We start from the raw sequence: 13,953 nt of genomic DNA, 5'->3' as shown, positions 1-13,953 counted from the left end.
CGCATGCGAAACTTTTCACATGAGTGCCCGCCGCGCCCCTCGGCGCCTCGCGATCCGCCCTCGCGCAACCGTCATGGCCACCGGCGCCGCGGTAGCCGCGCTGACCCTGTCCGCCTGTGGAGCGGGTGGCACCTCGGGCGGCTCCAGCGACACCAAGTTCATCCAGGGCAAGGGCGGCGTGGACACCGTCGCCAAGAGCGACCGCAAGCACGCCCCCGAACTGACCGGTAAGACCCTCGACGGCGACAAGCTCGATCTCGCCGACTACAAGGGCAAGATCGTCGTGGTCAACGTCTGGGGCTCGTGGTGCACGCCGTGCCGGGCCGAGGCGCCCAACCTCGTCAAGGTCGCGAAGGACACCGAGGCCGACGGGGTGCAGTTCGTGGGGATCAACACCCGTGACCCGGACCCCGCCAACGCGATTCAGTTCGAGAAGGAATTCAAGGTCGACTATCCGAGCCTGTACGACCCGATCGGCAAGCTCATGCTGCGCTTCCCCAAGGGCAGCCTCAATCCTCAGGCCATCCCCACGACCATCGTCCTGGACCGGGAAGGCCGGATCGCGGCGCGCGCGCTCACCCCGCTCAGCGAGGAGAGCCTGCGCGAGATGCTCAAGCCGCTGATCGAGGAGAAGTGACGCCGTGAGCATCCTGGCCGCGGCCGTCCCCGGCGCCAATGAGACCGTCCTGAACGGGGCGCTGCTGCTGGCGCTGCCGGTCGCCATCTTCGGCGGCCTGGTCTCCTTCTTCTCTCCTTGCGTCCTGCCGCTGGTGCCCGGCTATATGTCGTATGTCACGGGCGTCACCGGTACGGATCTGGCTGAGGCCAAGCGCGGCCGGATGCTGGCCGGCGCCTCCCTCTTCGTACTCGGCTTCACCGCCGTCTTCGTCTCCGCCGGCGCGCTCTTCGGCAACTTCGGCTGGACGCTCCAGGAGCACAAGGAAACCCTCTCCAAGGTGCTCGGGGTCATCACGATCGTCATGGGCCTCGCCTTCATGGGGATGCTGAAGGGCTTCGGGCAGCGGGAGTTCCGCTTCCATATGAAGCCCGGGATGGGCCTGGTGGGCGCGCCGCTGCTGGGCGCCCTGTTCGGCGTGGGCTGGACCCCCTGCCTGGGCCCCACGCTCTCCGCCGTCAACGTCCTGGCGATGCAACAGGCGAGCGCGGGGCGCGGGGCCCTGCTGATGGTCGCCTACTGCCTCGGGCTCGGACTGCCGTTCATCGCCGTGGCCATCGCCTACCGGAGGATGCTCGGCGCCTTCAGCTGGGTCAAGCGGCACTACGTCTGGGTGATGCGGATCGGCGGCGGCATGATGGTCGCCCTCGGGGTGCTGCTCCTCACAGGTGTCTGGGACAGCATGATGGGCGACATGCAGGCCTGGGCCTTGCGCTTCAACGTTGGGATCTGATCGATGTCCACCACCGATACCGACACCGCCACCGGCAGCAGCGAACCCCCCGGCAAGGCCGCCGAGCCCGCCGAGCCCGCCGAGCCCGCCGAGCCCGCCGACGAGCGTGACCTCGGCGCGGCGGGGGCACAGCTGTCCACGGCTCCCGCCGAGGAGATCGGCGTCCCCTCGATGGGGCCGATCGGCTGGGCCCGGTGGTTCTGGCGGCAGCTGACCTCGATGCGAGTGGCGCTGCTGCTGCTCTTCCTGCTGTCGCTCGGTGCGATCCCCGGCTCGCTGGTCCCGCAGACGGGCATCGACCCGGTCAAGGTGGAGAACTTCAAGGAGCGGCATGAAACGCTCGCGCCGGTCTACGAGAAGCTGGGGCTCTTCCACGTCTACAGCTCGGTGTGGTTCTCCGCGATCTACATCCTCCTGTTCGTCTCGCTGATCGGCTGCATCATCCCGCGCACCTGGCAGTTCATCGGCCAGCTGCGCAGCCGTCCGCCGGGCGCCCCGCGCCGGCTGACCCGGCTGCCCGCGTACACCACCTGGCGGACCGAAGCAGAGCCGGAGCGGGTGCTGGAGACCGCCCGGCGGATCATGAAGCGGCGCCGCTTCCGGACCCATACGGTCGGCGGCGCGGTGGCCTCCGAGAAGGGCTATCTGCGCGAGGCCGGCAACCTCCTGTTCCATATCGCGCTGATCGTGATGCTGGTGGCCTTTGCCGTCGGGCAGCTGTACAAGGCCGAGGGCGGCAAGCTGATCGTCGAGGGCGACGGGTTCGCCAACAATCTGACGCAGTACGACGACTTCAAATCCGGCACCCTCTTCGACAAGAACGACCTCGCTCCCTTCGGTTTCCAACTGGACCGCTTCACGGCGACCTATGAGCGCAGCGGCCCCCAGAAGCGCACCCCCCGCACCTTCCGCGCCGATGTCACCTACTGGGAGGGTGCGGACGGCAAGGAGCACAAGACCTCGATCAAGGTCAATGAGCCCCTGGAGATCGCGGGTTCCAAGGTCTATCTGCTCGGCCACGGCTACGCCCCGGTCGTCACGGTGCGCGACGGGCAGGGCAAGGTCGCGTTCCGCGGGGCGGTGGCCTCGCTGCCGTTCGACGCGGTCAACCTCACCGAGAACGTAGTGATCAAGGTCCCGGACTACCGCGACAAGAACAACAAGAAGGACCAGCTCGGCGTCCAGGGCCAGTTCGTGCCGACCCTCGACCTGAGCACGGGCACGATGTTCTCCCAGTTCCCAGCGCTGGACAATCCGGCGCTGATCCTGACCGCCTACCACGGCAGCCTGGGCGTGGACGGCGGGATCCCGCAGAACGTCTACCAGCTCGACACCTCGCGGATGAAGCAGTTCAAGAAGTCCGACGGGTCGGCCTTCGCGGACGTGCTCAAGGTGGGCGACACCATGAAGCTGCCGAACGGGGCCGGGACCCTCAAGTTCGAGGGCATCAAGACCTGGGCCACCTTCCAGATCTCCCACCAGCCGGGCACCGGCTACGCGCTCGTGGGCGCCGTCGCCGCCCTGATCGGCCTCGCTGCCTCCCTGTTCATCCAGCGCCGCCGGGTGTGGGTCCGCGCGGTGACCGGAGACGACGGTGTCACCGTCGTCGAGATGGCGGGGCTCGGGCGCAGCGAGTCCGCCAAGCTTCCCGAAGAACTCGCCGACCTCGCCGTGGCCCTGCAGTCCGAGGCCCCGCCCGCGCCGGAGCCGGAGCCGAATCCGGATATCGACACCGCACAACCCGCAGATCCTGCCGAAGGAGCGCGCGCGTGAACCTCGCTGCCGAAACCAACGAGACGCTGGCCAATTACAGCAATGTGCTGATCTATTCGGCCATGGCGGTCTACACCCTCGCCTTCCTCGCCCATATCGCCGAGTGGGTGTTCGGCAGTCGCAGCGCCGTCGGCCGCACCGCCGCCGCCATCACCGCGAGCTCCGCCGCCTCAGCCCCCACAGCCTCGTCCAGGGCCTCTGTGCGGGGCGCCCAGGGCGGCGGCACCGCCGTCCTCGAACGCCCCAAGATCGTCACCCGCTCTGCCGCGGGCACCCGTGACGTCCCCGACGGGCCGGGCGCCGCGGGCGGCACCGAACAGGGCGATCTGTACGGCCGGATCGCCGTCGGCCTCACCGTGCTCGCCTTCCTGATGCACGTCGGCGCCGTGCTCACCCGCGCCCTGTCCGTACAGCGCGCCCCCTGGGGCAACATGTACGAGTTCTCCACGACCTTCGCCATGGTCGCGGTCGGCGCGTATCTCACCCTCCTCGCGCTGAAGAAGAATGTCCGCTGGATCGGGCTCCCCCTCGTCACCACGGTCCTCCTCGATCTCGGTCTCGCTGTCTCTGTCTTGTACACCGCCAGCGCCCAGTTGGTTCCCGCCCTCCACTCGTACTGGCTGTGGATCCACGTCAGCTGCGCGATCATCTCCGGCGCCTGCCTCTACCTCGGCGCTGTCGCCACGCTGCTCTACCTCTTCCGCGACCGGTACGAGGAGAAGCTGGCCAAGGGTGAGGAGCCCGGCCGCTTCGCGTCCGTCCTGGAGCGGCTGCCCGCGGCCGGCAGCCTCGACAAGTTCGCGTACCGCATCAACGCCACGATCTTCCCGCTGTGGACCTTCACGATCATCGCGGGCGCGATCTGGGCCGAGGCCGCCTGGGGCCGCTACTGGGGCTGGGACCCCAAGGAGGTCTGGTCCTTCATCACCTGGGTCGCCTACGCCACCTATCTGCACGCCCGCGCCACCGCCGGCTGGAAGGGCCGCAAGGCCGCCTACCTCGCGCTGATCGCGTTCGGCTGCTACCTCTTCAACTACTACGGCGTGAACATCTTCATCAGCGGCAAGCACTCCTACGCCGACGTCTGAACCGCAGGAGTCTGAATTGTCGCCCGCAGGGCCGGTTCGTGTGACCCAGGTCACGGGAACCGGCCCTCGTCGTTCGGACAGTCCCCCGTCGTGGAGAAGAATCTTCGAGCCCGTATCAGAGACGGGGATCCCGAAGCCTTCGGGGAGCTCTTCGACGCCTGTGCGCGCTCCGTCTACAACCATGTCTACCGCCTGACGGGGGACTGGTCGACGGCGGCTGACCTTCCTCGAAGCGTCTCTGATCGGCTTGGGTTTCCCGGGTCGTCCTGGGTGATCCGGGGCGACGTCGGGTGGTTGGCTCGTGTTGGTGTGCCATCGGGGGTTGGAGTCCCGCGGGTGTGAGCCGGTTGTGACCGCCTGGTGCGGCCGGTGCCGATCGTGTTCGGTTCCTGCTGTCGACGCCGCTGGATGCAGGGGGCACCTCCCAGCGGTAGCTGGGGGAGGGTCTGGCGCGGTGGAGGCCGCCCTGCCGGACGCTTTCCGAGCCGGTGTGGACCCGGCCGGGGCAGGCTGCATCGATATGCGGCTCCGCCGCGTGTCCACGTCGCTTCCCGGGCGCGGGGCGTTTGGTTCATGGGAGCCGTGGAGTCCGCTCCCTGTTTTGTTGGCAGGCCGACGCGGTATGGAGATTCGCGGCCAGGACTGCACCGTAGCGCCATAGCCCTCACCGGCAACAGCTCCACCGGACATCCCACCCGATCGCATGAACATATCGAACAGGTGATCCAGGAGATGCGGCGTCGCCCGCCCAGGAACACCCAGGATCCTCAGGCCATTCGAACGGCTACCACACCCTGGCGGCCGCGCGGGAGGATCGACCCGGCAGCTGGCAGCCCTGGCTGCTCGGCATCGCCACCAACACCGTCCGCAACGCCCGGCGCGCTGCCCGCCGCCACGCCGCCGTCAACCGGCTGCCGCGCTGGGAGGCCGTCCGCGACATCGCCGAGACGTCGCCTCCCGCATCGCTCGCCGTGGTCGGCGGGCTCGCGGTGACGGGAACGGACGACGGCGACGGCCTGCGGGTCGGCCCGGACGGCACGGCCACGTACGCCTTCGCGCCGCGGGTCAACGGGGACACCGAGGACAACGCGCCCGAAGTGCTGGCCCGCATCGAGACCGTGGCGGAGAAGTCGTCGGCGTCGTCGGCGGCGGAGTGGAAGGGCGGCGGGGGTATCCGCGACGACCAGTACGTGTACATCGACAGCAAGGTGGCCTTCGAGACCCAGGTGAACGGCAGCCCCCCCAAGCTCGACCCGCTGCACCGCCGCGAGGTCTGGCTGTCGGTGGACGGCTCCCGCAACGGGCTGCTGCGCGAGCCCGGCCGGCCGGAGAACAAGGCCCAGCCCCTGGACCCCGAACCCGCCCCGGGCAAGCGTGGCTACGACAGGTCGACCAGTTACCGCCATCTCCAGACCCTCCCCACCGATCCCGGCGCGATGCGGAAGTGGATCTACGCGACGGTGGAGCAGACCCGGGACCCTGAGCGGTCGCTGGACCAGGACGCGTTCGTGCTCGTCGGCGATCTCATCCGCGAATCGCTGATGCCGCCGAAGGTGAGCGTCGCGCTCTACCGCGCGGCGGCGGAGATCCCCGGTGTGGTCGTCGTGCCCGACGCCGTGGACGCCGCCGGGCGGCACGGGGTCGCCGTCGCACGGGTCGACTCCGGCCGCTCCGCCATCCGCGAGGAGCTGATCTTCAACCAGAAGACGGGCGAGTACCTGGGCGAGCGCAGCGTCGCGCTCGAGGACGCCAACGGCCACAAGGCCGGACAGGTCACCGGCACCGCCGCGATCCTGGACCGGGCGGTCGTGGACAAGCTCGACCAGCGCCCGCAGTGACGGCGTGACACAAAGAGCACGCCACCCGGCCCGCTGAGACGCGCAGGGGCGTACGGGCCCACCAGCCCGTACGCCCCTGCGCGTGGCCCTTGGAGGTTTACTCCTTCGCGTCCCCCGAACCTTCCTCGTTCTTGCGGCGCAGCTCCTCCTCGCGGCGGCGCAGGTCCGCCTCCCAGTCCTTGAGGAGTTCCTCGTCGTCCGTCTTGTTCTCCTCGTGGAGGGACTTGAGGAATTCGGGGTTGTCGTCCGGGGCCACCCACTGCTTCTGTGGCCCGGCCGCGGAACGGCTGCCGCCGCCCGCGCCCCCGCCCGCGACCGCGGCCCGGTTCTTGCCCGCCACCAGCCAGGCGATCGGGCCGATCAGCACCTCGCCGAAGAGCAGCACGATGATCACCCAGACCACCTTGGGCAGGTGGCGCACTTCCTCTTCGGGGGTGTTGAGGCAGTCGATGAAGGCGTAGATCCACAGCGCCAGGATGAGCAGGAAGGGCAGATACCTGAGCATGATGGCCGGTCCCCGGGGAATGATGGTGGGCCGCACGTGGGCCCCATGACGGCTCCAGGGTAGTCCGTACCGGATACTGGAACGCATGGCTTATGACGATCTTCGCTCCTTTCTGCGGGCGCTTGACCGCGAGGGAGACCTCAGGCGCATCAAGGCCGAAGTCGATCCGTATCTGGAGATCGGGGAGATCGTCGACCGGGTGAACAAGTCGGGCGGTCCGGCGCTGCTCTTCGAGAACGTCAAGGGCTCGGCCATGCCGCTGGCGATGAACGTGTACGGCACCGATCGCCGCCTGCTCAAGGCCCTTGGGCTCGCCTCGTACGACGAGATCGGCGAGAAGATCGGCGGGCTGGTCAAGCCGGAGCTGCCGCACGGCTTCGGCGGGCTGCGCGAGGCGTTCGGGAAGCTCGGCGCCGTGGCGCATGTGCCGCCGAAGAAGGTGAAGGACGCGCCCGTGCAGGAGGTGGTGCTCACGGGCGACGACGTCGACCTGGAGGCGCTGCCCGCGCTGTTCACCTGGCCCGAGGACGGCGGGTCATTCTTCAACCTCGGCCTGACCCACACCAAGCACCCCGAGACCGGGGCCCGGAACCTGGGCCTGTACCGGCTGCAGCGCCATGACCGCCGCACCATCGGGATGCACTGGCAGATCCACAAGGACAGCCGCAACCACTACCAAGTGGCGGCCAGGCGCGGCGAGAAGCTGCCGGTGGCGATCGCCTTCGGCGCGCCGCCTGCCGTGACGTACGCCGCGACGGCCCCGCTGCCCGGCGATATCGACGAATACCTCCTCGCGGGCTTCGTCCAGGGCAAGCGGGTCGAGATGGTCGACTGCAAGACGGTGCCCCTTCAGGTCCCGGCCCACGCCGAGGTGGTCATCGAGGGCTGGCTGGAGCCCGGGAAGATGCTGCCCGAGGGGCCGTTCGGCGACCACACCGGCTTCTACACCCCGCAGGAGCCCTTCCCGGCGCTCACCATCGACTGTGTGACGATGCGGCAGCGCCCGCTGCTCCAGTCGATCGTGGTGGGCCGTCCGCCGACCGAGGACGGGCCGCTGGGGCGGGCGACGGAGCGGTTCTTCCTCCCGCTGCTCAAGATCATCATCCCGGACATCGTGGACTACCACCTCCCGGAGTCGGGCGGCTTCCACAACTGTGCGATCGTCTCCATCGAGAAGAAGTACCCGAAACACGCACAGAAGGTGATGCACGCCATTTGGGGTGCGCACATGATGTCGCTGACCAAGCTGATCGTCGTGGTCGACGCCGACTGCGACGTCCACGACCTGCACGAGGTGTCCTGGCGGGCGCTGGGCAACACCGACTACGCCCGCGACCTGACCGTCGCCGAGGGTCCGGTCGACCATCTCGACCACGCCTCGTACCAGCAGTTCTGGGGTGGCAAGGCGGGCATCGACGCCACGGCGAAGTGGCCCGAGGAGGGCTATACGCGCGACGGCGGCTGGCCGCGGATGGTCGAGTCCGACGCCGAGACGGCCGATCGGGTGACACGGCGATGGAAGGAGTACGGGCTGTGACAGGCGCGGCGAGAACGGAGGCGGGCGGCGCGGGCACGCCCCTTGCCGGGGTGGCCCGATGAGCGCCGACTCCGCGACCCCCGGCATCCTCGGCCCCGAATCCGCGCCGCCCGGCCGCGTCCGCGCCTTTCTGCGGCTGGTGATGATCGAGCACTCGGTCTTCGCGCTGCCCTTCGCCTACATCGCCTCGCTGACCGCGATGCAGCTGTGGGACGGCACGGTCCACTGGCTGCGGCTGCTGCTGGTGACGGTCGCCATGGTGGGGCTGCGCACCTTCGCCATGGCCTGCAACCGGATCATCGACCGGGAGATCGACGCCCGCAATCCGCGCACCGCGGGGCGCGAGCTGGTCACCGGCGCCGTGCCGGTGCGCTCCGCCTGGATCGGCGCCCTGGTCGCGCTCGCCGTCTTCCTCGGCGCGGCCGCGCTGCTGAACCCGCTGTGTCTGGCCCTGGCGCCGGTCGCGGTGGTCCCGATGGTGGTCTATCCGTACGGGAAGCGTTTTACGAACTTCCCGCACGCCATCCTCGGCCTCGCCCAGGCGATGGGCCCGGTCGGGGCGTGGATCGCGATCACGGGGGAGTGGTCCTGGGACGCGGTGATCCTCGGCCTCGCGGTCGGCATCTGGATCGGCGGCTTCGATCTGATCTACGCCTGCCAGGACGTGGCCGCCGACCGGGCCCACGGGGTGAAGTCGGTGCCGGCCCGCTTCGGTATCGCGGGGTCGCTGTACGGGGCGCGCGTCTGTCACGTCGTCACCACGCTGCTGCTGGGCTGGTACGGGCTGGCCACCGACGCAGGGTTCTTCTTCTGGCTCGGGCTGGTGATCGTGGCGGCGGCCTTCTGGTACGAGCACTCGGTCGTGCGGCCCGGCGATCTGTCCCGGCTGAACCGCGCCTTCTTCACCGTCAACGGCTTCGTCGGCATCGCGCTGTTCTGCTGTGCGCTGCTCGACCTGCTGGTGCGGGGGCTGAGCCCATGAGGCCCGTTGGTTAGGCTCGTCGTGTGGAGCCGCCGCACGAGCCGTACAGGCCGCACAGACAGCCGTACGGACCGCACGAAGAAGTGAGCCGGCGCCGGCCCTGGGTGGTCGGTGTCTCCGGCGCGTCCGGGACGCCGTACGCCGCCTCCGTACTGCGCGCGCTGCTGTCCGCGGGGGAGGCCGTCGACCTGGTGGTCAGCCGGGCCTCGCGGCTGACGCTGCTGGACGAGACGGGCATCTCCTTCCGGGACGCGCACTGGCGCCAGGACCTCGGCCGCTGGCTGGCGCGCGGCGCGGACGGCACGCCCGACGCGTTCGAACCGCGGGTGCGGACGGCGGACGTACGCCACTGGGCGGCCGGGGACCTGGCCGCGGGCCCGTCCTCCGGCAGCTACGACGTCAAGGGGATGCTGATCGTCCCGGCGAGCACCGCGTGTGTGGCGGGGGTGGCGCTCGGCCTGTCCAAGGACCTGCTGCAGCGGTCGGCGAGCGTCAGCCTCAAGGAGCGGCGCCCGCTCGTGGTCGCGGTGCGGGAGGCGCCGCTGAGCGGACAGACCCTCAGACACCTGGTCGCGCTGGACGAGGCGGGCGCGGTCGTGGTGCCCGCGTCGCCCGCGTTCTACGCGGGGGCGACTCATATCCAGGATCTGGTGGACTTCGTGGCGGGGCGGGTGCTGGACGCGGCGGGGGTGCCGCACAAGCTGTACCGCCGCTGGGAGGGGGAACTCCGGGGAGGGGCCGGGGACGAGTAGCGGGGGCCGTACCGCCACGGCGCTTCGCCGAAGTGGCCCGCCCGCGCGGCCCGCCCGCACAGGCCGCAGGGCCTTTAGGTTCTAGAAGGCGAGACGCCCTCTATACCTTGGTTTATGCGTGTAAACTTGCTGTATCTCTGAATAATGGAAGGCGCACGGCATATGGACGCGGTGGACAGACAGCTCATCCAGGCCCTGCGGGAGAACGGGAGGGCGTCGTACGCGGAGCTCGGCCGGCTCGTCGGTCTTTCCGGACCCAGCGTCACGGACCGGATCAACCGCCTGGAGGCGGCCGGGGTGATCACCGGCTACCGCGCGACCGTCGATGCCGCGTCCCTGGGCCTCGGGGTGACCGCCCTCATCGGCATTCAGCTCTCCGACGCCGTCGACCACGAGGAGGTGGCGGGGCGGCTGCGCGAGCTGGCCGAGATCGAGGACTGCTGGTTCATCGCGGGCGACGATTCGTACATGCTCAAGGTGCGCGCTTCGGATGTGGACGGGCTCGAGCGGACCATCCGGCGGCTGTCCGCGACCAAGGGCGTCGCCCGTACGCGTACCACGATCGTGCTGTCCACGAAGTGGGAGGACCGGGTCGGCGAATTGCCCGACGACGTCAAGGCGTAGTCTCAGGAAGGCCACTTAAAGCAAAGGCCTACATAAGCAGACGTATTGCAGACGTATGGGAGGCGGCCGCATGACTGCGTCTATCCAAGATGCGGGTCTCAAGCGCGAACTGGAAGAGAAGGTCCGCGCCGGAGAGCGGCTGTCACGCGAGGACGGCATCGCGCTGTATGAAAGCGATGACCTGGCCTGGCTCGGCGGGCTGGCCCATGAGGTGCGCACCCGCAAGAACGGTGACGTGGTTCACTTCAACGTCAACCGCCACCTCAACATGACCAATGTGTGCACCGCCTCGTGTGCGTACTGCTCCTTCCAGCGCAAGCCGGGCGAGAAGGACGCGTACACCATGCGCATCGAGGAGGCCGTCCGCCTCGCCAAGGCGATGGAGAACGAGAACCTCACCGAGCTGCACATCGTCAACGGTCTGCACCCCACCCTCCCCTGGCGCTACTACCCGCGGTCGCTGAAGGCGCTCAAAGAGGCCCTTCCGCAGGTGTCCCTGAAGGCCTTCACCGCCACCGAGATCCACCACTTCGAGAAGATCTCCGGGCTGCCGGCCTCGGAAATCCTCGACGAGCTGATCGACGCCGGTCTGGAGTCGCTGACCGGCGGCGGCGCGGAGATCTTCGACTGGGAGGTCCGGCAGCACATCGTCGACCACGAGACCCACTGGGAGGACTGGTCGCGCATCCACCGGCTGGCGCACGAAAAGGGCCTCAAGACCCCGTGCACCATGCTGTACGGGCATGTCGAGGAGCCCCGGCACCGGGTGGACCATGTGCTGCGGCTGCGTGAGCTCCAGGACGAGACCGGCGGGTTCCAGGTCTTCATCCCGCTGCGCTACCAGCACGACTTCGTGGACATGAAGGACGGCAAGGTCCGCAACCGGCTGCAGGCCAGGACCACCATGGCCACCGGCGCGGAGGCGCTGAAGACCTTCGCGGTCTCGCGGCTGCTGTTCGACAACGTCCCCCATGTGAAGGTCTTCTGGGTGATGCACGGCGTACGGACCGCCCAGCTCGCGCTCAACCACGGCGCGGACGACATGGACGGCTCGGTCGTCGAGTACAAGATCACCCACGATGCCGACAACTACGGCACGCCGAACAAGCTGACCCGGGACGATCTGCTGGAGCTGATCCGGGACGCGGGCTTCCGCCCGGTGGAGCGGAACACCCGCTACGAGATCATCCGCGAGTACGAGGGGCCGGACCCGGCCCGGCGCGAGGCGCCGCAGCCCATGCGCGCCTGACGCCGAGCCGACCGGTAGGCGGCCTACCAGGGGCTGGTCCCGGATCTCAGGGTCGTCGCGGAGGCCTTGGGGCCTCCGTGATTCACTGGATGGGCAGGACTTCCCAGCAGAAAGAAGACGGCCGTGCCTTTCAAGCCGAGCGCGACGTTCCGCTACACCGCCATGCGCCTGGGGATCTTCGCGGGCTCCTTCCTGGTGATGTGGGCCCTGGTGTACTTCCGGGTGGTGCCCGCCGGGCTCGGCGGCTCCAACCTCTTCTGGGTCGCGCTGCTGGCCCTGGTCGTCTCGGCGCCGCTGAGCTTCGTCCTGCTGCGCAAGCAGCGCGACGACATGGCGGTGCAGGTCTCGGAGCGGGTGGACCGCGCCAAGGCGCGGCTCGCGGCGAACCAGAGTCAGGAAGACGGCGTCTGAGCCACACCTCCGCCCCGGCTCTTCCGTACGGCTTCTGCTTGTAACCCTCCTCACACCTCTTCGGCGTCCCGTCTTCCAGCTCCCGCTGGCAGACGGGACGTTGTTCGTTCGCACTGCTGTGTGTAAAAGCCTGGCTATGGGGAACTCAAAGTCAGGGTGTTAGTGTTCTTGTCATGACGACTGCAGCCGCGCCCCGATTCCCCATGAGCGTCCCGCTCGTGGCGCGCCTGCACATCGATCTCTGCCGCTGCCGGTCGGCGGCCTGTCGCCGCCGCTGACCGCTTCTTAACGCCCCAGCGGCCGGAGACCGTACGGACTCCTGGCTCACCCCCGTCCGCTACCTCGTCCCCTGACTTTTCCTGCCTTTCCCCGCTTTTCCCTGCCTTCGGAGCGTGTCCGTTGTCATCCGTCCCCGACGCGTCGTCCACGTCGTCCCCCATACGCCTGCCCAAGGTGCCGTTCTGGGCGCAGATCCTGCTGGGCCTGGTGCTCGGCGTGGTGCTCGGCTGGGTCGCCCGCAGCGGTGACGTCGACTGGCTGGTCACCACCCTCGACAAGATCGGCTCGATCTTCGTCCAGCTGCTGAAGCTCGCCGTCGCGCCGCTCGTCTTCTTCGCGATCCTGATCTCGATCACCAACCTGCGGAACGTCAACAACGCCGCGCGCCTCGCGACCCGCACCCTGCTGTGGTTCATGGCGACCTCGCTGATCGCGGTCGCCATCGGCCTGACGATCGGCCTGGTCACCAACCCCGGCTCCGGCACCGGCCTGACCCCGCAGGACGGCGCCAAGCCCGACCACGCGGGCTCCTGGCTGGACTTCCTCACCGGCATCATCCCGACCGACGTCATCACGCCGTTCACCGAGCTGAACGTCCTGCAGATCGTCTTCATGGCCGCCGTCGCGGGCATCGCCGCCCTCCAGCTCGGTGAGAAGGCCCAGCCGATCCTCACTCTCAGCCAGGCCATCCTGGAGCTGCTGCAGAAGGCCCTGTGGTGGGTCATCCGCCTTGCCCCGCTGGGCACCCTCGGCCTCATCGGCTACGCCATCGCCGAGTACGGCTGGGACCTCATCGGCAAGTACGCCACCTTCACCGCCGACATCTACGTCGGCTGCGCCCTGGTGATGTTCGGCGTCTACCCGACGCTGCTGGCCACGGTCGCCAAGGTCAACCCGCTGCACTTCTTCAAGGGCGCCTGGCCCGCGATCCAGCTCGCCTTCGTCTCCCGCTCCTCGGTCGGCACCATGCCGGTCACCCAGAAGGTCACCGAGCGCCTGGGCGTCCCCAAGGAGTACGCCTCCTTCGCGGTGCCCTTCGGGTCGACGACGAAGATGGACGGCTGCGCCTCGATCTACCCGGCCATCGCCGCGATCTTCATCGCCCAGATCTTCGATGTGCACCTCGGCGTCGGCGACTACCTGCTGATCGCCTTCGTCTCGGTCATCGGCTCGGCCGCCACGGCCGGCCTGACCGGCGCCACCGTCATGCTGACCCTGACCCTGTCCACGCTGGGCCTCCCGCTGGAGGGCGTCGGCCTCCTCATGGCCATCGACCCGATCCTGGACATGATGCGCACCGCGACCAACGTCGCAGGCCAGGCCCTGATCCCGGTCCTCGTCTCGGCCCGCGAGAAGATCCTCGACCGCCACGCCTACGAGCACGCCTCCGCGTCCCCCCTGGACGACGCGGACACGGCCGGCGACCGCCAGGTGGTTCCGGCCGCGGCGTAGCAGCCGCCCGTTCCCGACCCGCCCGTTCCCGACGTCGCCCCGCTCTCGGCCGAG

General features: G+C 68.9%; 13 protein-coding genes and 1 pseudogene. 13 read left to right on the top strand and 1 reads right to left on the bottom strand.

Features of this window, described 5'->3' with window-relative positions; genetic code table 11:
• Positions 1–19: 19 nt before the first annotated feature.
• The 6 genes and pseudogenes from ACWDSL_RS20290 to ACWDSL_RS20265 all read left to right on the top strand — a co-directional run bounded on the left by ACWDSL_RS20290 (position 20) and on the right by ACWDSL_RS20265 (position 6,108).
• A complete protein-coding gene (locus ACWDSL_RS20290; protein WP_450487227.1) occupies positions 20–637 on the top strand; it encodes a TlpA family protein disulfide reductase in 618 nt (205 codons plus the stop codon).
• Positions 638–641: 4 nt separating this feature from the next.
• Positions 642–1,409 carry a cytochrome c biogenesis CcdA family protein gene (locus ACWDSL_RS20285; protein WP_450487225.1) on the top strand — a complete coding sequence of 256 codons (768 nt, stop codon included), beginning with the start codon at positions 642–644 and terminating at the stop codon, positions 1,407–1,409.
• A gap of 3 nt (positions 1,410–1,412) precedes the next feature.
• The gene (gene resB / locus ACWDSL_RS20280; RefSeq protein WP_450487223.1) at positions 1,413–3,182 is read left to right on the top strand and encodes a cytochrome c biogenesis protein ResB; all 1,770 of its coding nucleotides are present in this window, start codon (positions 1,413–1,415) and stop codon (positions 3,180–3,182) included.
• On the top strand, positions 3,179–4,270 hold the full coding sequence (gene ccsB, locus ACWDSL_RS20275) for a c-type cytochrome biogenesis protein CcsB (protein WP_450487221.1): 1,092 nt from the start codon (positions 3,179–3,181) through the stop codon (positions 4,268–4,270). Before resB ends, ccsB begins: the two co-directional genes overlap by 4 nt.
• Positions 4,271–4,360: 90 nt before the next feature.
• A pseudogene (locus ACWDSL_RS20270) lies at positions 4,361–4,495 on the top strand (RNA polymerase sigma factor); the annotation flags it as partial.
• Between the two features lie 569 nt (positions 4,496–5,064).
• On the top strand, positions 5,065–6,108 hold the full coding sequence (locus tag ACWDSL_RS20265) for a CU044_5270 family protein (RefSeq protein WP_450487281.1): 1,044 nt from the start codon (positions 5,065–5,067) through the stop codon (positions 6,106–6,108).
• A gap of 97 nt (positions 6,109–6,205) precedes the next feature.
• Here ACWDSL_RS20265 and ACWDSL_RS20260 read toward each other — a convergent pair whose 3' ends face one another.
• A complete protein-coding gene (locus ACWDSL_RS20260; RefSeq protein WP_450487220.1) occupies positions 6,206–6,613 on the bottom strand; it encodes a PLD nuclease N-terminal domain-containing protein in 408 nt (135 codons plus the stop codon).
• 85 nt (positions 6,614–6,698) lie between these two features.
• Between ACWDSL_RS20260 and ACWDSL_RS20255 the strand changes: the two genes are divergently transcribed.
• The 7 genes from ACWDSL_RS20255 to ACWDSL_RS20225 all read left to right on the top strand — a co-directional run bounded on the left by ACWDSL_RS20255 (position 6,699) and on the right by ACWDSL_RS20225 (position 13,899).
• Complete coding sequence (locus tag ACWDSL_RS20255; RefSeq protein ID WP_450487218.1) at positions 6,699–8,150, top strand: menaquinone biosynthesis decarboxylase; 1,452 nt, start codon at positions 6,699–6,701, stop codon at positions 8,148–8,150.
• A gap of 58 nt (positions 8,151–8,208) precedes the next feature.
• Positions 8,209–9,132: a menaquinone biosynthesis prenyltransferase MqnP gene (gene mqnP / locus ACWDSL_RS20250; RefSeq protein ID WP_450487216.1), complete on the top strand. Its 924-nt coding sequence runs from the start codon at positions 8,209–8,211 to the stop codon at positions 9,130–9,132.
• A gap of 23 nt (positions 9,133–9,155) precedes the next feature.
• Positions 9,156–9,884, top strand: a complete 729-nt coding sequence (locus ACWDSL_RS20245) for a UbiX family flavin prenyltransferase (RefSeq protein WP_450487214.1) — start codon at positions 9,156–9,158, stop codon at positions 9,882–9,884.
• A 162-nt stretch (positions 9,885–10,046) separates the two neighbouring features.
• Positions 10,047–10,508, top strand: a complete 462-nt coding sequence (locus ACWDSL_RS20240) for an Lrp/AsnC family transcriptional regulator (protein ID WP_450487212.1) — start codon at positions 10,047–10,049, stop codon at positions 10,506–10,508.
• 70 nt (positions 10,509–10,578) lie between these two features.
• Complete coding sequence (gene mqnE / locus ACWDSL_RS20235) at positions 10,579–11,757, top strand: aminofutalosine synthase MqnE (RefSeq protein WP_089509785.1); 1,179 nt, start codon at positions 10,579–10,581, stop codon at positions 11,755–11,757.
• Between the two features lie 123 nt (positions 11,758–11,880).
• Complete coding sequence (locus ACWDSL_RS20230; RefSeq protein WP_450487210.1) at positions 11,881–12,168, top strand: DUF4229 domain-containing protein; 288 nt, start codon at positions 11,881–11,883, stop codon at positions 12,166–12,168.
• Positions 12,169–12,567: 399 nt separating this feature from the next.
• The gene (locus ACWDSL_RS20225; RefSeq protein ID WP_450487208.1) at positions 12,568–13,899 is read left to right on the top strand and encodes a dicarboxylate/amino acid:cation symporter; all 1,332 of its coding nucleotides are present in this window, start codon (positions 12,568–12,570) and stop codon (positions 13,897–13,899) included.
• The last annotated feature ends 54 nt before the right edge of the window (positions 13,900–13,953 follow it).

The sequence above is a fragment of the Streptomyces sp. NPDC000941 genome (assembly GCF_053599555.1).
Note: the sequence above shows the minus strand (reverse complement) of the source record. Positions and strands in the feature narration are given on the sequence as shown.

Excerpts from the sequence above, each read along its gene's own strand:
- ACWDSL_RS20290 (WP_450487227.1), top strand. The coding sequence starts at position 20 with ATGAGTGCCCGCCGCGCCCCTCGGCGCCTCGCGATCCGCCCTCGCGCA.
- resB (WP_450487223.1), top strand. The coding sequence starts at position 1,413 with ATGTCCACCACCGATACCGACACCGCCACCGGCAGCAGCGAACCCCCC.
- ACWDSL_RS20260 (WP_450487220.1), bottom strand. The coding sequence starts at position 6,613 with ATGCTCAGGTATCTGCCCTTCCTGCTCATCCTGGCGCTGTGGATCTAC.
- ACWDSL_RS20255 (WP_450487218.1), top strand. The coding sequence starts at position 6,699 with ATGGCTTATGACGATCTTCGCTCCTTTCTGCGGGCGCTTGACCGCGAG.
- mqnP (WP_450487216.1), top strand. The coding sequence starts at position 8,209 with ATGAGCGCCGACTCCGCGACCCCCGGCATCCTCGGCCCCGAATCCGCG.
- ACWDSL_RS20240 (WP_450487212.1), top strand. The coding sequence starts at position 10,047 with ATGGACGCGGTGGACAGACAGCTCATCCAGGCCCTGCGGGAGAACGGG.
- mqnE (WP_089509785.1), top strand. The coding sequence starts at position 10,579 with ATGACTGCGTCTATCCAAGATGCGGGTCTCAAGCGCGAACTGGAAGAG.